This is a genomic window from Pseudoalteromonas sp. CR1 (assembly GCF_019392235.1).
Taxonomy (GTDB): domain Bacteria; phylum Pseudomonadota; class Gammaproteobacteria; order Enterobacterales; family Alteromonadaceae; genus Pseudoalteromonas.
The window spans coordinates 32383-53815 of the sequence record NZ_JAHXRM010000019.1; the positions used below are offsets into that span (position 1 = coordinate 32383).

The 21433-nt window shown below is 39.8% G+C and carries 19 protein-coding genes; 8 read left to right on the plus strand and 11 right to left on the minus strand.

What is annotated here, in order from left to right; all coding sequences use genetic code 11:
* Positions 1-169: 169 nt before the first annotated feature.
* Entirely contained in the window at positions 170-1858 is a 1689-nt protein-coding gene (locus tag KZZ04_RS15455) for a Zn-dependent hydrolase (RefSeq protein WP_219423114.1), read from the plus strand.
* Between the two features lie 42 nt (positions 1859-1900).
* Here the strand turns inward: KZZ04_RS15455 and KZZ04_RS15460 are convergent, their stop codons facing one another.
* Together KZZ04_RS15460 and KZZ04_RS15465 are read right to left on the minus strand one after the other, a co-directional pair.
* Positions 1901-2428 carry a protein tyrosine phosphatase family protein gene (locus tag KZZ04_RS15460; protein WP_219423115.1) on the minus strand — a complete coding sequence of 176 codons (528 nt, stop codon included), beginning with the start codon at positions 2426-2428 and terminating at the stop codon, positions 1901-1903.
* 32 nt (positions 2429-2460) lie between these two features.
* On the minus strand, positions 2461-2859 hold the full coding sequence (locus KZZ04_RS15465; protein ID WP_058404248.1) for an HIT domain-containing protein: 399 nt from the start codon (positions 2857-2859) through the stop codon (positions 2461-2463).
* Between the two features lie 113 nt (positions 2860-2972).
* Here KZZ04_RS15465 and KZZ04_RS15470 point away from each other — a divergent pair, with 113 nt between their 5' ends.
* Both KZZ04_RS15470 and KZZ04_RS15475 read left to right on the plus strand, forming a co-directional pair.
* Positions 2973-5198: a DPP IV N-terminal domain-containing protein gene (locus KZZ04_RS15470; RefSeq protein ID WP_219423116.1), complete on the plus strand. Its 2226-nt coding sequence runs from the start codon at positions 2973-2975 to the stop codon at positions 5196-5198.
* Between the two features lie 200 nt (positions 5199-5398).
* Positions 5399-7036 carry a methyl-accepting chemotaxis protein gene (locus KZZ04_RS15475; protein WP_058404246.1) on the plus strand — a complete coding sequence of 546 codons (1638 nt, stop codon included), beginning with the start codon at positions 5399-5401 and terminating at the stop codon, positions 7034-7036.
* Between the two features lie 52 nt (positions 7037-7088).
* Here KZZ04_RS15475 and KZZ04_RS15480 read toward each other — a convergent pair whose 3' ends face one another.
* The 3 genes from KZZ04_RS15480 to KZZ04_RS15490 form a co-directional block, all read right to left on the minus strand.
* Positions 7089-8624, minus strand: coding sequence for a leucyl aminopeptidase family protein (locus tag KZZ04_RS15480; protein ID WP_219423117.1), 1536 nt, complete (start codon positions 8622-8624; stop codon positions 7089-7091).
* Between the two features lie 116 nt (positions 8625-8740).
* Positions 8741-9793 (minus strand): DNA polymerase IV, encoded by a 1053-nt coding sequence (gene dinB, locus KZZ04_RS15485; protein ID WP_138529753.1) that lies wholly within the window; start codon positions 9791-9793, stop codon positions 8741-8743.
* Between the two features lie 73 nt (positions 9794-9866).
* On the minus strand, positions 9867-10043 hold the full coding sequence (locus KZZ04_RS15490; RefSeq protein WP_219423118.1) for a hypothetical protein: 177 nt from the start codon (positions 10041-10043) through the stop codon (positions 9867-9869).
* 145 nt (positions 10044-10188) lie between these two features.
* Between KZZ04_RS15490 and KZZ04_RS15495 the strand changes: the two genes are divergently transcribed.
* The 3 genes from KZZ04_RS15495 (at position 10189) to KZZ04_RS15505 (ending at position 12748) form a co-directional block, all read left to right on the plus strand.
* Positions 10189-10620 (plus strand): thioesterase family protein, encoded by a 432-nt coding sequence (locus tag KZZ04_RS15495; protein WP_219423119.1) that lies wholly within the window; start codon positions 10189-10191, stop codon positions 10618-10620.
* A 12-nt stretch (positions 10621-10632) separates the two neighbouring features.
* A complete protein-coding gene (locus KZZ04_RS15500) occupies positions 10633-11685 on the plus strand; it encodes an aldo/keto reductase (protein ID WP_219423120.1) in 1053 nt (350 codons plus the stop codon).
* 139 nt (positions 11686-11824) lie between these two features.
* On the plus strand, positions 11825-12748 hold the full coding sequence (locus KZZ04_RS15505) for a hypothetical protein (protein ID WP_058404242.1): 924 nt from the start codon (positions 11825-11827) through the stop codon (positions 12746-12748).
* Here the strand turns inward: KZZ04_RS15505 and KZZ04_RS15510 are convergent.
* Genes KZZ04_RS15510 through KZZ04_RS15535 form a run of 6 tightly spaced genes read right to left on the minus strand, consistent with a single transcriptional unit; the run spans position 12699 to position 18862 of the window.
* Positions 12699-13319: a fumarylacetoacetate hydrolase family protein gene (locus KZZ04_RS15510; RefSeq protein ID WP_219423121.1), complete on the minus strand. Its 621-nt coding sequence runs from the start codon at positions 13317-13319 to the stop codon at positions 12699-12701. The two genes, KZZ04_RS15505 and KZZ04_RS15510, sit on opposite strands and share 50 nt — an antisense overlap.
* A gap of 19 nt (positions 13320-13338) precedes the next feature.
* Positions 13339-15303 carry a response regulator gene (locus tag KZZ04_RS15515; RefSeq protein WP_219423122.1) on the minus strand — a complete coding sequence of 655 codons (1965 nt, stop codon included), beginning with the start codon at positions 15301-15303 and terminating at the stop codon, positions 13339-13341.
* 10 nt (positions 15304-15313) lie between these two features.
* Positions 15314-15775: a response regulator gene (locus KZZ04_RS15520; RefSeq protein ID WP_008126515.1), complete on the minus strand. Its 462-nt coding sequence runs from the start codon at positions 15773-15775 to the stop codon at positions 15314-15316.
* Entirely contained in the window at positions 15776-17260 is a 1485-nt protein-coding gene (locus KZZ04_RS15525) for an ATP-binding protein (RefSeq protein WP_138529761.1), read from the minus strand. It abuts the gene before it with no gap.
* 35 nt (positions 17261-17295) lie between these two features.
* Positions 17296-17505: a histidine kinase gene (locus KZZ04_RS15530; protein ID WP_058404238.1), complete on the minus strand. Its 210-nt coding sequence runs from the start codon at positions 17503-17505 to the stop codon at positions 17296-17298.
* A gap of 13 nt (positions 17506-17518) precedes the next feature.
* Positions 17519-18862 carry a sigma-54 dependent transcriptional regulator gene (locus KZZ04_RS15535; RefSeq protein WP_138529763.1) on the minus strand — a complete coding sequence of 448 codons (1344 nt, stop codon included), beginning with the start codon at positions 18860-18862 and terminating at the stop codon, positions 17519-17521.
* Positions 18863-19084: 222 nt separating this feature from the next.
* Here KZZ04_RS15535 and KZZ04_RS15540 point away from each other — a divergent pair, with 222 nt between their 5' ends.
* Together KZZ04_RS15540 and KZZ04_RS15545 are read left to right on the plus strand one after the other, a co-directional pair.
* Positions 19085-19600, plus strand: coding sequence for an NUDIX hydrolase (locus KZZ04_RS15540; RefSeq protein ID WP_219423123.1), 516 nt, complete (start codon positions 19085-19087; stop codon positions 19598-19600).
* 210 nt (positions 19601-19810) lie between these two features.
* Complete coding sequence (locus KZZ04_RS15545; RefSeq protein WP_219423124.1) at positions 19811-21187, plus strand: NAD-dependent succinate-semialdehyde dehydrogenase; 1377 nt, start codon at positions 19811-19813, stop codon at positions 21185-21187.
* The last annotated feature ends 246 nt before the right edge of the window (positions 21188-21433 follow it).

Below are 21433 nucleotides of genomic sequence, written 5' to 3' on the forward strand. Positions count from 1 at the left end.
TTTATTTTGCTCTCTTATTTTCAACAACACAATTACCATACACCGCCTAATACTTGCTATTTACTGTTTAGGTTTGCTTTAATGCTGTCACAATATAGTAGCGTGCCGCCAATGAGCCCCAAAACAAGCGTCTACCCATTATTAAATTAACTTTTAAATAGGCAAAATAATGATCTTAAATAAAATTAGCCAAGCCATTATACTCTCTGGTGTTGTTTTTCTGAGTGCATGTTCAGAACAACCGTCATCATCTTCAGAGACCACATCGCAAACACCCGTAAAAGTAATGGGGCCTGAGCTTATTAATGTTGATAAACAACGCTTAGACATATACACCGACTTTAGCTTACAAAGCGATTTATCACACTTAAGTGACAATCAAAAGGCAATGGTTGCTATTCTGATAGACGCATCAAAAATAATGGATGTCTTATTTTGGAAACAAGCATTAGGTGAAGATAAAGATGCCTTTTTAGCAAAACTAACTGATCAACAAATTCGCAAATTTGCCGATATAAACTACGGCCCGTGGGACCGTTTAAATGGCGATGAAACGTTTCTTTCAGGCTATAAAGGAAAGCCACTGGGTGCACAGTTTTACCCTGCTGATATAACTAAAGAAGAGCTTAATAACGCGGACGTAGAAGATAAAACAGGCCTCTACTCAATTATTAAACGCGACGAACAAGGTAAGCTTTACAGCGTGCCTTACTCAAAAGAGTACGCAACAGAACTTGCAAAAGCAGCCGACCTACTTCGCCAAGCCAGCAAACTTGCCGACAATAAAGAATTTGCAAATTACTTAAATCTCCGTGCTGACGCGCTTCAAAAAGATGATTTTCAGGTATCTGACTTTGCATGGATGGACATGAAAAATAACCCAATCGATGTGGTTATTGGGCCAATTGAAACCTACGAAGACCAATTATTTGGTTATCGTACTGCCTATGAATCTTATGTATTAATTAAAGATTTAAAATGGAGCGAGCGTCTTGCCAAGTTTGCAGCCTTTTTACCTGAGCTTCAAAAAGGTTTACCTGTTGATGACAAATATAAACATGAAGTCCCCGGATCAGATGCAGACTTAAACGCGTATGACGTTGTTTATTATGCTGGTCATTCAAATGCCGGCAGCAAAACCATTGCAATCAACTTACCAAACGATGAGCAAGTTCAGTTAGAAAAAGGCACGCGCCGCCTACAACTTAAAAATGCCATGCGCGCTAAATTTGATAAAATATTAGTGCCTATTTCAGAGCAGTTAATTGTGCCTGAGCAACGAAAGCACATTACCTTTGATGCTTTTTTTGCTAACACCATGTTTCATGAAGTAGCGCATGGTTTAGGTATTAAAAATACGATCACAGGTAAAGGAACGGTTCGCCAATCATTACAAGAGCACGCAAGCGCACTTGAAGAAGGTAAAGCCGACATTTTAGGTTTATACATGGTTGAGCAGTTATTAAATAAAGGCGAGATCAGCGAAGGAACTATTGAAGATTACTACATTACCTTTATGGCCGGCATTTTCCGCTCAGTGCGTTTTGGTGCGTCAAGTGCACACGGGAAAGCGAATATGATTCGCTTTAACTTTTTTGCACAAGAAGGCGCATTTTCTAAAAATGAAGAAGGCTTGTACCGCGTCAACATGGAAAAGATGAGTATTGCTATGGCTAAGCTTTCTCGTCTAATTTTAACTTTGCAAGGTGACGGCGATTACCAAAAAGTCGACCAGCTAATTGCAACCCATGGTGATATTAAAGAGTCACTCACCAAAGATTTAGAAAAACTAAGCCAAGCTAACATTCCAGTAGATGTCACATTTAAGCAAGGTAAAGACGTACTTGGTCTTAACTAAAACTAAAAAGGCGTTACAATTAACTGTGTAACGCCTTTAGTTTCATTTGCTTATAACATCTCGCACTTTAGATTCCAGGCTCTTCATTCCCCAGCGCCTTCCTTTTTCAAGCGCCTCTTCAATACTTAACCCGTCTTCATGGGCTGAAATAGCAACTAAAGCCCCAACTCGATTACTACTAGCACAATGAACCAAAACCGGCTCACCGTTTAGTTTTTTAAGTAAATTTGCTAAGTTGCGTGCATTCGCGACTGTAATATCTTGGGCACCAGAAATAGGCAATGCGTGATAATCCATACCAAGCGCTTGAACAAACTCACCTTCATCCCAATCTTGTTCATTTGTCCCACGTAAATTTATAACGTGCTTCACATCTGCTTTAGATAATTGCTTTAATTGCTCTTTGCTGGGCTGTGCAGCCGAATACACAAGGTTGCTATGAACAGCAAAGTTCTTAATATCAGCTTTTTTTACAACCTCGGTATTATTTACCTGCTCAGTAGCAGCAACATAACCGCCCGATAACGCAATAACAAATAAGCTCGTAGTCAGGGTTTTAAGTAATTTCATTTTAATCCTCACTTGTGTAAATGTTTTCGCTTTTAAAAACGTGCTTTTATTTTTTCTATTTGTTCTTCAGTGTAAGGGACTGCCGCAAACTTACCCCATATTGGCGCAGGCCATGCCTTATCAGTTTTAAATCGTGCAATATGATGAATGTGTAATTGCGGCACCATATTTCCTAAAGCTGCGACATTTAATTTATCTGGGTTAAAAACCTCAATAAGTAACTTACTCAGTTTTGCAGACTCTTTTAAATACACCACTTGATCGTCTTCAGATAAGTCGATGATTTCTTTTAAACCAGCTTGCCTTGGTACTAATACAAACCAAGGATACAGGCTATCGTTTAATAAAAGCACCTTGCAAAGAGGCCAATCGGCTAACTCGATACAATCTCGTTGAAGTTCAACAGCCAGTTCAAATTGACTCTCAGTCATTGTGTTTATCCTTGTTAATCTTTAATAATTGCTACTTTATAGCATTTAGTTGCAGTTGCACACGCTTGGCTTTACCATTCAAAATAATATTGATACTGAGCTAAGGTAACCTTGTGCTAAAAAAAATAAAACACCTCTCACTTGCTGTACCACTTATTGTTGGTGCTATCAGTGTTCAAGCAAAACCTTTATCGCTAGAACGGATTTTTGATGACCCAAGCCTGTCAGGTAAATCTCCCGTTCAACTTAAATTTTCGCCAGATGGAAGTCGTGTAACCTATTTACAAGGTAAAACTGACGACTACAACCGTTACGATTTGTGGGAATATAACCTAGACGATAACACTAATCGCGTATTAGTCGATTCAGCCGAATTATTTTCTGGCCCTGAAAACCTATCTGATGAAGAAAAAGCACGCCGTGAACGCCAACGTATTTTTGGCAAAGGCATCCTAGAGTACACATGGTCAACCGATGGCAAAGCGCTTTTGTTTCCGCTTAATGGTGATCTGTATTACTACGACTTAGCCTCAGCTAAAAGTAAAAAGCTGACCAACACAGAAGCATTTGAAACCGACGCACGCTTTTCGCCAAAAGGTAACTACGTATCGTTTATACGAGAGCAAAATCTATATGCGTTAGAACTTAATTCAGGTAAAGAAATTCAATTAAGCCAAGATGGCGGCGGCGTTATTAAAAATGGCATGGCTGAGTTTGTAGCGCAAGAAGAAATGAGCCGCATGACAGGTTACTGGTGGTCTGGTGATGAAACTAAAATCGCTTACACCCGTGTTGATGAATCCCCCGTTAAAGAAGCTATTCGTAACGAAATATATGCCGACGAAGTAAAATTATTTAATCAGCGCTACCCTTTTACCGGTACCGACAACGTAAAAATTCAGTTAGGTGTCGTTAAATTAAACGATCAAAAAGTTGATTGGATTGACTTAGGTAAAAATCAAGACATATACATTGCCCGTGCTAAATGGTTAAAAGACAGCAAAACACTTTCTTACCAATGGCAAAACCGTTCGCAACAAACACTCGAGCTTCGCTTTTATGACTCGGAGTCTAAAAAGCAAAAAGTAGCCCTAACCGAAAACAGCGATACATGGATCAACCTGCATTTTGACCTCGTTTTTTTAAAAGACAAAAAACACTTTGTGTGGGCGTCTGAGCGTGACGGGTTTAAGCACCTGTACCTTTACCGCACAAATGGACAGCTGGTTCGTCAAATTACATCGGGTGACTGGGCTGTTGATAGCTTAAAAGGCGTTGATGAGAAAAAAGGCATAGTGTACTTTGCTGGCAGAAAAGATACACCACTTGAAAGCCATTTATACAGCGCGCCTTTATTTAAAAAAGGGGACTCTAAACGAATCACTGAAAAAGGCCAGTACCACAACGTCGTACTTGCAAAAGATAGTAAAACGTTCATCGATACAAGTTCTTCAGTGAACAAACCAAACTCAGCGGCACTGCGCAAAGTTAACGGCGAATTTATTACATGGCTTGAAGAAAACAAGCTAGATAACAACCATCCACTTACTCCTTACCTTAGTAATTTAGCTAAACCTGAATACGGGACAATTAAAGCTGAAGATGGTCAAATAATGCATTACCGCCTATTCAAACCAACTAATATGAGCGCGGGTAAGAAACACCCTGTCATTGTAAATGTATACGGCGGTCCACATGCTCAGCGCGTTACAAATAGCTGGCGTAGCAAAAATTTATACTTTCAATATATGGCGCAACAAGGTTATGTGATTTTTCAACTTGATAACCGTGGTTCGTACAACCGTGGTAAAAAGTTTGAAGACGCTATATACAAAAACCTAGGTGACGTTGAAGTAGCAGACCAAATTAAAGGGGTCGAATTTTTACGTACACTTGACTACGTAGATGCTAAGCGCATTGGCATATATGGCCATAGTTACGGTGGTTACATGGCATTAATGACCATGTTTAAAGCTGGTGACTACTTTAATGCCGGTGTGTCAGGTGCGCCAGTAACAGATTGGGCATTATATGACACCCATTACACCGAGCGTTATTTGGGTCACCCTGATACGAATGCAAAAGGGTATGAAGCCAGCGCAGTATTTCCATACACCGATGGCCTTAAAGGGCCACTGATGATTTACCACGGTATGGCAGACGACAATGTATTATTTACCCATGCAACTAAACTATTCAAACAACTGCAAGACAGTGAAAAGCAGTTTGAAATGATGACCTACCCAGGTTCAAAGCATAGTTTACGCGGTAAACAGGTTCAAACTCATTTACATCAAACTATTACGAATTTCTTTAACCGTCATTTTGATGTTAAATAACAAACAGTAACTTACTTATGAAGGCTGATTTTTAATCAGCCTTTTTTATTTAAAGCCAATCTTAAACTCAGCCTTTGTTCAATGGTTCCTATAAAGATTGAAATTAACCCTCAAAAGATAAACATCCCCTAGATTAAATGCATATTTTTACTAAACTTATCTGATGCACTTTTTTGTGCAAATAAATAAAGGATACGCACATGCTTAATCTTCGACGTTTTAGTATTTTTCAGCGTTTTGCTATGTTGGTTGGCATTGTTATTTTTGGCTTAATTGTGTTGAGTGTTTCTAGCTTAAATAACCAATATAAAGCCCTTAAATACGAACAATACCTAAAAACACAAAATGTAGTGGAAACCGCTTATAGTATTATTGAACACTTTTACACACTCGAACAAAACAATACACTCACACAGCAGCAGGCACAAACGCAGGCAATAAGTGCAATACGTGCCCTTCGCTACGATAAAACTAATTATTTTTGGATAAACAACTACCAACCAGAAATGGTAATGCACCCAATAAAACCTGCCCTTGAGGGTAAAGATTTAACAAACAATAAAGACCCAGACGGTAAAGCGTTGTTTGTTGAAATGGTAAACATTACTAAAAAAGACGGCGAAGGCTTTATCCCTTACAAATGGCCAAAACCCGGCGAAGAGCAACCCGTTGATAAAATCGCCTTTGTAAAAGGGTTTAACCAATGGCAATGGATAATTGGCTCAGGTGTTTACTTAGACACCATTGATGCGGCCTTTTCCTCTCAACGTAATCTTATTATTTTAAATGCTGTGGTGATGATTGTAGCTGTTATTGCATTTAGCTACTTTATAGGGCGAAGTGTGTTACTACCGACGCGACTTGCTGCCAATATGATGAAAGATATTTCGCAGGGTGAAGGCGACTTAACACGTACTTTAAATGAAGAAGGTAACGATGAAATTTCGAAGCTATCGCATTCATTTAATTTATTTGTTTCTAAAATGCGTGAATCTTTGGAACACGTATCAAAAAGTGCAAACGATGTTAACGAACACGCCCACACCGTTGACGATTCAACAAAAACTAGCCAATCATTCATAGAGCTACAAAACGACAGCTCGACACAAGTTGCAGCGGCAATGGAGCAAATGACCCACCAAATACATGATGTGAGTAGCAACGCAGAAGCCGCAGAGCAAGCAGCTAACGATGCAGCACAAAATGCATCAACGGGTAAACATGTCGTCGCAGAAACAATAACCGCCATAGAAACACTTTCAGCAAACATTGAAACAGTAAGCCGTGTAACTGAAGATTTAGCGAATGAAAGCCAAAACATAGGCTCTGTACTTGATGTAATTAGAAGTATTTCGGAGCAAACAAACCTACTCGCACTGAATGCTGCAATTGAAGCCGCACGAGCGGGTGAACATGGCCGGGGGTTTGCAGTAGTTGCTGACGAAGTGCGCACACTTGCCAGTAGAACGGGGCAAAGCACGGATGAAATTCAATCAATGATCAGTAAGCTACAAGAAGGTACCCGTGCGGCTGTAGACGCAGTAAAAGCTAGCCAAACACTTTCTGTATCAACTGTTGAACAGGCGTCCTCTGCTAATAACTCACTTAATGAAATAGAACGACTCGTTTCTATTATCACTGAAATGAACAGCCAAATTGCACGTGCAACAGAGCAGCAAACTCAAGCTGCAGATGAGGTAAACTTACGCATAAACGATTTATCTCAATCAACTGAACAGTCGTTAGATAACACCAAGCAACTTAACAGCGCAAGTGACAAGCTCAAACAAAGTAGTACAGAGCTTTCATCTATTGTTAATCGGTTTAAATTACATTGAGTATAAAAAAAGCCCTGTTAAACAGGGCTTTTTAATCTAAGCAGTTAACTACTTATAAGCAGTAACAGGCAAATAAACTAGCAACAGAAGCCGCTGTTGGTTTGCCATGTTGCCAATCACCGCCTTCAACACCGCTACCGGCAATATCCATATGCACGTATGGCAATGGCTGTGCAGCGTCAGTTCCGTGTTTATCAAGTCCACCAACAACAGCTAAAAACGCCATAGGGAACTGGTGACCACGTGCAGTAACCGCAGAAGCGGCGTTATTACTTGAAAGTACATCATCTGCTAGGGTACGTGGCTTAATAAAATCGTAATCTTCACGGCGCGAGCGCGATACTTCAGCACCATCTGCCCATAAATCACCACAATCAGCAATTTGGCGAGACACTTTAGCAAGCCGTGCTGGGCCATTTTCTACATAGGCACCATAAGGTCCCATAGCTCGTGCAGCATGACCTGTAAGCGTTGCCACAGTAAACAGTGTAGGATTAACTTCTGTTTTAGCTAAATCTTTCATTTCGCTTAATAGGTCACCCATTGCCAAACGCCCTTCTGCATCAGTATTACCAATGCGTACGCGCACACCTTCACGGCTGGTAATTATCTCATCAGGTACAAAACAATCAGACCCAATTGAATTACGCACTACCGCTAAGTAAGCAATAACCTTTACACCTTTTGGTTGATAATCAGCAACGGCCTTCATAAAGCCTGCAACCGACGCTGCCCCCCCCTTATCACGACTCATACCAGCCATGTAACCACCCACTTTTAAATCAGCACCGCCGGTATCATAAACAAGGCCTTTACCAACAAACATAAGTGTACGGGTCACTTCGCCCTCAGGTACATACTCAAGTTTTACAACGCGTGGGTGGTGGCGTTCAACCGCATAGGATGCACGCGCAACAGTACTCAACATAGGGTAGTTTTTGTCAATGTCGGCAATATTGTCAATAACATCAACTGCTATATTTGTGCCTTTAAATAAATCAACACAATAATCTGCAAAGCGAGGGGGCGCCATACGCTCAGGCTCAGTACCACATAAATCACGAGCAGCATACTGGCCAGCCGCAATCGCATTAACGGCTTTAACTGTTTGCGAGCTCGCATTAATTAATCCAATAGCGGCTATCGGTTCAATGCCCTCGCCATGGTGCTCACGTGCTTCTAATGGCTGCCAAAGCGCTTGGCACATACCTAAAAATGCAACTTCTAGCGCATACTGATAACGGCTATCACCTGACAAGCTAGGTAAAAATAAGGCCGGGTTTACACTACCTGATAACTTAGCTTCATTAATTGCAAGTTTAGCGGCATCAAAATAACGACGCACATCGTCGTAATCTCTATTTAATGGTCCTGTTGGTGCTAAAATCACGCGCTTATTGTCAATAACAAGTAAGGTTACTTGCTTGCCAATGCGCGCATCAATTTTTGACTGAGCTAAAACTGCATCGCGTAGCGAATTATTAGGTAATTGAGAAAAGTCATCACTTATGATGATCAGTGCGTCATGTGATGCACATTCAAGGCTAGCGCTTGTTACTTGGGCTAACACGGCTTTAGGGTATGCCATAAATACAGATCCTGTTAAAAACATAGACCTTTATTATCGTCGATTTGTATATTGAAGACCAGTAAGATGCGATAAGCGTTTAATTTATCTAAAACGCTTGTTAAAAATTTTACGCATTAATCCAAAATGCTCAATTGTAAGTTACGCTCTGGCTGGCTTTTAATACCGACGCCAATACCTAATAACCTAACAGGCTGCTGCAACCCTCGTTGGTACGCCTTAGTAAGTAACTGTACAAAAATTTCGGTATTTAATTGGTGATAAGCCTGATCGGCTGACGTAACCACAAAATTAGCAAATTTCACTTTTACACTCAGTTTGTTGATACGACTTTGTAATTGTTGCTTATCAAGCCTACGCGTTAATTCATCAATTAAGCTAGGGATCTGATCCAAACATTCTTGGAGGCTGGTTTTATTGTATTCGTAGGTGTGTTCAACACTTAGCGACTTACGTATCCGCTCAGTTGAAACGCTACCAATGTATTCTCCCGCACATTTTTGATAAAGCGATACACCAAAATTACCCACATGCTGCTGCATCCAGTTCACCCCTTTTTCACGCACATCCCTTCCAATATAAAGCCCTTTAAGATTTAACCTCTCTAATGTCACTTTCCCCACACCGGGAATTTTCCCTAGCGGCAGCTGTTCCAAAAATTGGTCAACCTCATTAGGTAGTACAACAAATTGGCCATTTGGCTTATTTTCGTCACTGGCTATTTTAGCAATAAATTTAACGGGGGCCACACCCGCAGAAGCTGTTAATCCTGTAGCGTTATATATGTCAGCCCTTATTTGCTGAGCAATAAGTGTAGCACTGCCTTTACAGGCTTGGCTGTCAGTAACATCAAGGTAAGCTTCGTCAAGAGAAAGTGGTTCTACAAAGTGGGTATAGCGACTAAACACTTCGCGTATTTGGCTCGATATTTCTTTATAAACAGCCATACGTCCGGGCACAATAACCAAATCAGGACATAATTGCTTAGCATGGTAATTAGACATCGCAGAGCGCACGCCAAACTCTCTGGCTATATAGTTGGCAGTAGATAACACGCCGCGCCGACTGTTGCCGCCAATAGCAAGCGGTACATTTGCAAGCTTTGGGTTGTCTCGCATTTCTACCGCCGCATAAAAGCAATCCATATCTATGTGTATAAACTTTTTCATCACCACAATAAACACTGTTTATTTATACAGTTATTATCATGTAATCACTATTGATAATCAAGCTTAGTGGCAATTAAAAAAGACGTTTATTGTTTTCTTGCTCTTTCATGCTTCGTAGCCAAAGCAAAACTTCAAAAAAGAACCCTGCCAAAATAAGAATAATAGCACCAGAGGCGTTACCCATTGCATAACAGGTAAACGACGCTATAAAAACCAAACTAGCTAATAACCAATTAATTATACTTTGCATGTGTGTGCTCCTGTGTGTGTTTTTTAACTGTATACCAAAATCAATTGGTTACAAAGTTTTTTAAAACCACCTAATTATAAATTCCCTTGAGCTCGCTAGTTCATATTGATAACCTAAGTGCTTTAAAGTTAAGAGCTATAAGTACATGCAAAGGTTCAAAGATAATCACCCAATTCATACCGACATCACTGTAGCATGGGCCGACATGGACGCCCTCCAGCACGTTAACAACGTGGTATACCTGCGTTATTTTGAAATAGCCCGAATAGACTTTTTAAATAAACTAAACTTATTCGACACCATTAAACCCGGTGGTATTGGCCCTGTAATAAGTGAAAATGCGGTTCGCTATAAACGCCCGGTTACCTTTCCAGACACCCTAACTGTTGGCGTGACTATTTCAGATATTAAAACCGACCGATTTGTTATGAATTACAGTATATTTAGTCACGCACAAAATGCCATAACCACTACAGGCACATCAAAAGTAGTCATGTTTGATTTTAAAACGGGTGCAAAAGCGCCTATTACAGAGCCACTTTTATCAGCCTTAGTAAAATACGCCCAAGACGAGTAATAAGGAATTTTTATGCAATACAGCCCACTTGGTAGTAGCGGTGTTGATGTTTCAAGAGTCTGCTTAGGCAGTATGACCTGGGGCGTTCAAAACACCCAACGCGATGCAGACGAGCAAATAGCCTATGCATTAGATCGAGGCGTAAATTTTATTGATACAGCTGAAATGTACGCTGTTCCTCCCTCACCCGAAACCTACGGTAAAACAGAACATATTATTGGCGACTGGCTTTCTCGTAATCAACAAAAACGTAGCGACATAGTACTGGCAACAAAAATAGCAGGTAATGGCCTATCGTGGGTACGAGGTGGTGGCGATATAACGCGCCAAGCAGTTATAGAGGCGGTTGATAATTCCCTCAAGCGCTTGCAAACCGATTATATTGATTTGTACCAACTGCATTGGCCTAATCGTTCAACGCCACATTTTGCAAGGCAGTGGCCAGGAGTACTTAAATTTAGTGATGTAGATACGCACGTTCACCAAGCTGGCATGCTTGATATTTTAGAAGGCCTTAACGATTGTGTTAAAGCGGGTAAAATCAAACATTGCGGGCTTTCTGACGATACACCTTGGGGTATAAGTCAATTTGTAAGCTTAGCCAAAGAGCATAACTTGCCACGCATGGTGTCTATTCAAAATGAATTTAGCTTAGCCCATGCTAAAGACTGGCCCTATTTAATTGAGCAATGTGTACACGAAGATATTGCCTATTTACCTTGGTCCCCCCTCGCGGCCGGTTTATTAACAGGTAAATACCTTAATGGTGCTCGTCCTGAAGGTTCTCGATGGAGCTTTGCACAGCGAAACGGAATATTTAGAGATACGCCCAATGCTCAGCAAGCAACTAAGCAATATGCCGAGCTCGCATATGCAAACAACATAACGCCTGCACAACTTGCTCTTGCGTGGTGTAATCAGGTTGATGGAGTAACGTCTTCTATCATTGGCGCTACGACTATGGCGCAGTTAAAAGAAGACATAGACGCATTTAGCATTACTTTAGATGACGAAACCTTAGCAGGAATAGGAACTATTTTTAAAAACTTCCCTATGCCTTATTAGCTTAAGTTTGTACCTTAAAATTAATATTAAAGCAGGTAAATCACTACCTGCTTTTTTTTAAAACTAATAAAAATGAATGTTTATTATTGTTAATTATTACCTATAGTAAAAGTATTACTTTTTAAAAAAAGTCTGTGCAATGGCAAAACGCGTATTATTAATTAGTTTGTTACTTATATCGTTTACAGCGCTTGGCACTGCTAAGAAAGTAGAGCCCATTAAAGAAATAATTTGGCTACAAAGCTACACCCCTCCGTTTCACATAACTAAAAGCGATAAAGCGCCACAGGGTGGCCTTTGCGATAACCTGACAGAGCAACTAATTAACACTATCACTGATGTAAAGCATACACGGCTTGTTGTTCCACAGCAGCGTATTAATAAGTATTTAAATGAAGGTAAAAATGTATGCTTTCCATGTGTTATTTATAAAAAGAATAATAATCACATACTCAAACTATCAAACCCAACAACGGTTTACCCACCATTTTCCGTATTAACAACTAAAGAATTAGCCCCTAAATTGACCAAAAAATATGGCTCACCAATCAATTTAATTAATTTATTAGCCGATCAACACTACATTTACGGCCAAGCTGCTGCGCGTAAATTTTCAAATAAAATAAACACAATTATTAGCAATACAAAAAGCAATAATAGCTCGTCACTTAGTTGGAGTAGTGAAAATGAAAGCCAGGCTGTCATTGCGCGCTTAAGTCATGGTTTTATAGATTACTCTATTGATTACCCATTTATGGCAGACTACTTTAATAAACAAGAAAGGTTTAATAACATAGTTAGTCTCCCTTTGGCTGGAAACGAAACTGACTTTATACGAGGTGCTGTGGGCTGTGCTGTAAAAGCAGAAAATAACTTTGCATCTCAAGCTATAAAAAAAATTAATGACGTATTAAAGGCGACCATTTTACAATCACCTGAATACATTAAAAGCCAGCATATTTTTTTAAACTCTAATTTTGCTGACTTTAATAAACATTATCAACAGCAGGTTATTAACTTTGAACAACCTTCCATTGCTGCTCCAACAAACACTGCTCATTAGCGAATAAAGCAACGGTAAAGGTACTGTTTGCAACAACCTCACCAACTCCTGAAGGTGTGCCAGTCATCACTACGTCACCATCATCTAAGTGCATAAACTCGCTAATCTCTTGTAAAATTGCATCGGGTTTATGCAACATAAAATGAGTATCGCCTTGTTGCGTAACAACACCATTAATTTTTAGCTCAAATGTAAATTGTTGAGTGCTATCACTTAGCGCAATAAAATCACTAAAAATAACAGAGCCATCAAATGCCTTTGCGCGCTCCCAAGGTAACCCTTTATTTTTTAATTTGCTTTGTACGGTACGCTTTGTTAAATCAAGGCCTAATCCTATACCTACAAACTTTTTATTTTTTACTACAAAGCATAATTCTGTCTCGTAGTGTAAAACAGCATCATTATGAAGCGCTTTTAAAGAGTGAGTAATGGCACTATTAGGTTTGTTAAATAACACCATTTCATCGGGAGTTTCGTTATTTAACTCTGCAATGTGGGCTGTGTAATTTCGACCCACACACACCACTTTTGAAGGCGTTAATCTTTCAGAGTCTAGTGTTATAAACTGCATATAATTTAAACCTTATGCTTTAACTTATAAGTGTTTCTAATAAGCCTAAATTAATAGGTTTTAATAAAACACGATCAATATTTAAATCTTTTATATCTGTAGGATCAGGTTCTGCACCACTTACAATAACTAATCGCAGCTCAGGGTATCGTTCGTTAACCTGCTCACCTAAGTCAATTCCGCTGCCATCGGGTAAATGCATATCTAACAATACTTTATCAAATTGCTGATCGTGGTTAAGTATTTGCAAACACTGCGCACAGCTTGACGCTATAACCGTCTCTACTCCTAAGCTTTCTAAAAGCAACTGGGTTATTTGTGCAGCATCGTCATCATCTTCTACCAATAAAAAGCGCTGCCTTTTTTCATTTAACGCTTTAACTTGAATATCTTTTGCCTGAGGAGCATTTTCCGGCGACACTAAATAATCTTGAAGACATTGATATAGCGAACTGCTATCTACTGGTTTGGGTATCACATCGTTAAAACCAAGCGCGGCAAGCTCTTCGTGTATGCCTTTCATTGTGGCAGCCGTAAGCGCAATTATTGGCCCTTTGTAGCCCATTTTTCTAAGCTCGATGGTTGCTTCTTTACCACCCATTACAGGCATATGAATATCAATAAAAATGATATCGTAAGGTGCCTTGTAGGCGTCGGCTATACGTACTTTCTCAAGTGCTTGTTGGCCATGCTCTGCGTAGTCTACTCGCGCGCCGCAGCTACTGATCATGTGCCCAACCAGCATACGTAGGTCGCGTAAATCATCAACAACCAATACACGCCCATGCACTTTACTTGGTGTTAATTTACTTTGTAACTGCGGGACACTGCTAAAGTTAAGCACTTGCCGTTCAACATCACTAATGTCACCAGGGTACACCGAAATAGTAAAGGTAGAACCTTTGCCTATTTCTGAATGCAAACTTATACTACCTTGCATACGAGATAATAGCTCTGCACAGATTGCCAAGCCTAGCCCCGCACCGCCGACTGAGCGCGATTCAACATCCGCTATTTGTTCAAACGGTTTAAAAATCAGCTGTTGTTTTTCAGGGGCAATACCCATGCCTGAGTCTTTAATGCTAAAAAAGAGCATTTCTTTGTTATCAACATGCTGCGTCCATGCCTTAACAACTATTTCGCCTTTATCGGTAAACTTAACCGCGTTATTAATTAAATTTATTAATATTTGACGAACACGCGTCGCATCAAGGCGAGTAACAAGCGGGAGTGCTTGGTCGGATTCAAAGCGTAAAGTTAAGCCTTTATCAAGCACCGACACTCGCATTAACGTATATACATCAGCAAGCATGCTATCAAGGTTTACTTCACTGAGGGTAAGCTCTAGCTTATCTGCGGCTATTTTTGATAAGTCTAATACATCATTAAGAAGGCTAAGTAAGTGCTTACCATTTCGATAAATAACCCCTAGCTCGTTTTCAGCTTGCTGACTAAAGTCGCTTTGCATCAACAATTCTGTGTAACCTAAAATAGACGAAAGCGGTGTACGTAACTCATGACTTAGGTGTGCTAAAAAACGGTCTTTTGAACGGTTTTCAGCTTCCGCTTTTAATCGCTCTACCCGTTCTCCTTCAACATCTTTTCGGGCAAGGGCGTAACGAATTGCACGAGCAAAACGGCTTGAGCTCATTTCTCCTTTAATCAAATAATCAACGGCCCCGGCATCAAGTGCTGCAGAGTCTAACTCATCATCCGATTGCCCAGTTAGCATAATAATAGGCCCGCTAAAGCCATTTGCAATTGCCTCTTTTAAAACATCAAGCCCATTAGATGCACCCAAGCGGTAATCAAGCAAACAAATGTCGTGCTCGTTTTTACTGAGCGTTTCAATTGCTTGCTCTGGAGAACTTACCCATTGAACGTTAAACGTATGTGAGTCTAATTGTTCCAAATAGTCGCAGGTGAGTATGTAATCATCTTCATCGTCTTCTACAAGCAGCAATTGAGTCACTTTATCTAACATACAATCTCCATTAATCGTTAAAAGTACTTGGTAGCTCTACAAATTCAACCCAGTATTTGCCTAGTGTTTTCATTAAATCAACTAAGCCGTCAAAGGTAACTGGCTTGGTAATGTATGAAGCCGCACCTAAGTTGTACCCTTTAACCATATCTTCTTCTTGTTTCGATGTAGTTAAAATAACAACTGGAATCCCTTTTAAATTTGGGTTTGCTTTAATCGCTTCTAACGCCTCACGGCCATCCATTCTTGGCATGTTTAAATCAAGCAAGATAAGTCCAGGGCGAGGAGAAACCTCTTTATCAGCAAACTTGCCCTTTCGCTCTAAATACTCAAGAAGCTCAACACCATCTTCAACAAAGTGAAGCTCATTGAGCACTCGACTTTCCGCGAGTGCATCTTGCGTTAATAAGCGATCATCTTCGTCGTCATCTGCCATTAAAATAGTAATTGGTTTAACTTTTGTGTAGGGCATTTAAGCCTCTCCTTGCAAAGTGAAAAGCGCAGCTTCCACAGGTAATTTTATAATGAAGGTTGCCCCTTCACCGTCTTTACTTTTAGCCGTAATAGTACCGCCATGGCGTTCTACAATTCGTCTGCACACAGAAAGGCCAATACCCGTTCCTTTATACTGTGAACGACCATGTAAGCGCTGAAATGGTACAAATATTTTGTCGGCATAGTCTTGAGAAAACCCTATACCATTATCTTTTATAGTAATAACTTGAAAGCTTAATTCTGCATTGTGATCTTCATTAAAAATAGCTTCGTGTTCGTAGCTAATTTTTATATGCGGGCTCGCATCTGGGCGTCTGAATTTAACCGCATTGGACAGTAAATTTAAAAAAAGCTGCTGCATTTGGCTTTTATCTGCCTGAATAACCGGTAGTTCGGCCACTTCAATTTGCGCATCTGACTCTTTTATTGCAATTTCCAAATCGCTAAGAATGTCGTCTACTACTTCATTTAAGTTGGTATCATCAAAGTCCTTACCTCGTGTAGTAACACGCGAAAACTCTAACAAGTCGTTAATTAAGTTCGACATTCGCTGTGCGGCATTTTTCATACGTCCAATATAATCTAAGCCTTTTTCACCTAAATCATCTTTAAACATGGTTTCTAATCGGTCACTAAATGCCTGAATTTTACGAAGTGGCTCTTGCAAATCATGACTTGCCACAAAGGCAAATTCCTCCAGCTCTCGGTTACTTCGGCTTAACTCGTCTGAATACAAAGTGAGCTCTTGTGTGCGCTCAGATACCTTACTAGCCAATGTTTCGTTTTGCTTTTCAAGATCAAACCGATATTGAGCCGCATTTCTCAGGTTCATACGCGTCATTACAAACATACCAATAATCAGTATTGCGCTAGTAATCGCGGTAATTGCAAACGTAATTTTAGCTTCGTTTTTAATTTGAGCGAGTTTAGAGAAATGGCTTACCTTAAACAGTAATTCACGGTCTTGAATATCATTAACACGTTCACGAATTTGCTTATAAAGCTCTCGGCCTTTGTGGGTGTTTAAAATAGCGAGTGCACGGCGCTCTTTATCATCAAGCGCTAAATTAACGGTGTTTTTTAGCTCTTCAATTTTACTTTCTGTCAATACAAGCAGCTGAGCTATCCGCTCTGATTGGCCATCAATTTCTGAGTGCAGAGACTTAACATGATCGGTTTGCGCTTCAAGCTGCCCAACTGCATCGTAGTAAGGTGTGAGGTAATCATCTTCCTCTGTCAGCAAGTAACCACGCTGCCCAGACTCTGCCTGTACAATAGATAAGTGCAATTGCTCTATTGCCGAACTTAGCATGTTGGTGTTATCTAAGCTTTTTTGTGTTTGAGTTAACCCTTGAATGGTATTTAATGCTAAAAATGCATTACCCACAATAATAGATAACACCACAACTATAAAAGCCGCCCACGTAACGTTTGCTTTACCTTGTTGTTTTTGCATGCTTATTTTACTTTCCTGTTTGCGTATAAAACACGCATTAATTATTGAGAATCAACAATTTGCTGTAAGCTTTCACTGCATTGCTGGCAATTAACAATAATTTTATTAAGTGCCTCAAGTGCTTTTTCTTTTGGCATATCGTTTTCAAGTACCAACTTAATTAACTCTGCATTCATCGAAATGCGATTTAAAGGGGCTCTTGCGTCATGAACTAATTTATTAAGAGGCTCCGGTTGATTGCTCTGTGTCATGTTATCTCTCAACTTATTTATACTCGCCAATACCACCATAGGCATTCAGACGGTTGTAAAGTGTTTTAGTACTAATGCCCAGCATTTGTGCAGCAAGTGTTTTATTTCCTTGTACCTTATCGAGTGTTGCATGAATAAGCTCTTTTTCAACTTCTTCTATGGTTTGCCCAGCCGATACCGCGTTGTCAGTGGCTTGATTGTTCACGCGAGAGAATGGCGACTCAAGATTATCTGGTAATGTCACTTCGCCTGATTTAGGGTCACTCATGATAAAAGCACGGTGTATTGCATGGCGGATTTCACGCACATTGCCAGGCCACTCATAACTTTGTAGCTCTTTAAGCTGTGCAGCAGTCCAACTAAATGCGGTGCCATTTTCATCGTTTAACTGATCTAAAAATGCTTTGGCCAACAGTGGTATATCGTCTTTTCGGTCTCTAAGTGGCGGTATGTCAATAGGAAACACTGCTAACCTAAAGTAAATATCTTCACGAATAACGTTATTTTGTGCTAAATCTTCTAACGATCGGTTGGTTGCAGAAATGACTCGGCAATTAGTTGGAATTTCTTTATTGCCACCAACACGAGTTACTTTTTTGGTTTCGAGAACGCGCAATAAATTAGGCTGCATATCAATTGGCATTTCGGTTACTTCATCTAAAAACAAAGTACCGTCGTTTGATTGCTCAAACACCCCTTCTTTACGCGCAATTGCACCTGTAAATGCGCCTTTTTCATGGCCAAACAACTCACTGCCAATCAGCTCTTTTGAAAGTGCACCACAGTTACTAGCCACTAACGGGCCTTCGCATTGACTCGCATTATGTATTGCTTGAGCCACTACCTCTTTACCTGCGCCACTTTCGCCCATTAACATGACATTAGCGTTTGTTTTAGCCACGCGCTCAATCATATTGTACAGTTTGTGCATTGGCTCTGACTCGCCAATTAAGCTGCCAAAATGACGCGTAATACCACTGGTTTTTGCCTTTTTAACGGCTACTTTTTTAGGGCCGTTTAAAACAAGCTCTAAATCTTCGCGTTGGAGGGGTTTTAGAAGGTGCCCAATATTAGGCTCACACATATCAGCCAATATTCCCTTCACTGAAGGGTGGCCCGATATGAGTGTAATTTTTGGAGACTGGCCAATTATTTTTAAATGGTCAAGCAAATGAAGTCCGCTTCCATCAGGTAACATAAAATCAAGTAGCACGTGATCAAAGGTATTATTTTCAAACCATTGGTGTGCTTCTTTTAAACTGGTTGCGGTGCTTATATTGTGGCCGAGGAATTCGACTATGTGGCAAACAACGTCACTAAATTCAACGTCATCATCTACTAAAAGTATGTTTAACATGATAAATCCCTGTTCTTTTTTTTTATTCTACGCATCCTAAGAACTAATTTAAAGGTGCGTATTGAGCTAATCTTTTAAAATAACTTAAATGATTTATTGTCCTATTATATCAACCCTCTATTTACGTAAGCTGAAAGCATAACGATCACAATAAAAACAATTTTTATTTGCAAGTAACACTTATACAGCTGATATACTCGTATGTTAATAAAAGGAGATGAAATGCAGCAATTAAAAACCTTAATCCACTCTGGCATTAATATAAACCAAGGCACTCATTTCACACGTATTACCGCTCGTGCCATTGTAATAAAAAACAATAAAATATTACTTATGTACACAAATCGTTATGACGATTACAGCCTACCGGGCGGAGGTGTAGATGAAGGTGAAAGTATTGAAAAAGGCTTAATTCGCGAGCTAAATGAAGAAACCGGTGCGCAAAATATCACGGTAATTAAAGACTTTGGGCTCTACGAAGAATACCGCCCTTGGTATAAAGACGACTTTGATATTATTCATATAAAATCGTATTGCTATGTGTGTAACATTGCAGATGAGTTTGGAAAAGCAAAATTAGAACACTACGAACAGCAAAATGGCATGACTGCCAAGTGGGTAGATATAAACGATGCAATTGCACACAACGAGCGCACATTAGCAAATAGTGAAAAACAAGGCCTATCTATTTTACGAGAAACGTACCTGCTCAAACAAATTGCACAAACACTTTTCTAACGCTATTTAACTCCTTTATAGTTTGTAAATTTTGCACTGACCAGTATTTTTTACCTTCCCTAATTTAAAAAAGCTATAAAAAAAAATAAAACAACAATTTAAAAACAAAATAGCCATTATTAATCAGAAAGTTAACCTTAGATTATTTATTAGATTATATTGGCCTTTGTTTTGCACCTACTTGCTTACATAAATTGTAAGGAGATAGGAATGAGCAATACAGTTAAAACGATTAATCCGGCAACTGAGCAAACCATCGATACCTACACGCTACTTTCTCAACATGAGGCTGAGCAAGTAATCGAAAAATCTCACGAAACATATTTAAAATGGCGTTTGACGTCGTTTGAAGAACGTGCAAAACATTTAAATGCCCTAGCAACACTTTTTGAAGAACAAAAAGAAGCCATTGCTAAATTAATGACCGAAGAAATGGGTAAAGTGTACGAGCAAGGTTTTCAAGAAGCTGAGTTGTGCGCGGGCATTTGCCGTTATACCGCTGAAAACGGCCCACTGGTGCTTGCAGATGAAGAGCGCGACATGGACGGCGGCCGCGCCATAATTAGTTACCAACCAACAGGCGTATTGTTAGGTATTCAACCTTGGAACTTTCCGCTTTATCAAGTTATACGTTACAGCGCGGCTAACATTATGGCCGGTAATACCACCGTTTTAAAACATGCGGGTAACGTATTTGGCATGGCTGAAAAAATTGAAGCCTTATTTAAACAAGCTGGTTTTCCTGAATACTGTTTTAGTAATTTATTAATTGATGGCAAAACGGCAAGCAGCCTAATTGCACACAAAGCAATTAGTGGCGTGACCTTCACTGGTAGTGATGCAACGGGTAAAAAAGTAGCTGAAGAAGCCGGTAAACATGTCAAAAAAACAGTACTAGAACTTGGCAGTAACGACGCTTACTTAGTGTTAGACGATGCTGATTTAGAACTAGCCGTTAAAACCTGCGTAATGGGCCGAATTATTAACAACGGCGAAACCTGTGTTTCTGCAAAACGCTTTGTAGTGGTTGAATCACTTTATGATGACTTTAAAGCACAAATTAAAGAACAGTTTGAAGCGTTAAAAATGGGCGACCCAATGGCCGATGATACAGACCTTGGCCCAATGGCACGTGAAGACTTACGCGACGGTATTCATGACCAAGTCATGCAATCGGTTAAAGCAGGTGCAAATATTGTAACGGGTGGTGAAATTCCATCGCAAACGGGTTACTACTACCCGCCCACAATTGTTGATAACTTATCGCCGGGTATGCCTGCATACGACGACGAATTATTTGGCCCTGTCGCTTCACTTATTAAAGCAAAAGACAACGACGATGCCATGCGTATCGCCAACGACTCTCGCTATGGTTTAGGCGGTGGTATTTTTTCTAAAGATGAGAAAAAAGCTATCGAAATGGCTAAAAAGCACTTTGATACCGGTATGATCAACATTAACGGCTATGGTTTAGCGCAGCCAAACCTACCGTTTGGCGGTGTTAAAGAAAGCGGCTACGGCCGAGAGCATGGTGGCTTTGGGATGCGCGAATTTGTGAATATTAAATGTATTATGGTTAATAGCTAATTTAGCTACACACCTGAAATACACGTATTAAAAAAGTATTAATACGTATTTTAAAAATATTATTAAGCCTAAAGGTGAGCAATCACTTTTAGGCTTTTTTATGGGCGAATCTCCATGGTTTTATGCACGAATAGCTCCATCCTACAAGTGTATTTAAAGCCATAAACACAGTGAGAAAAATCAAAATAAATCTTAATTTTTACATTAAAAACAGATGCTTAGCTTACATTTCAGAAAGCCAGGCTT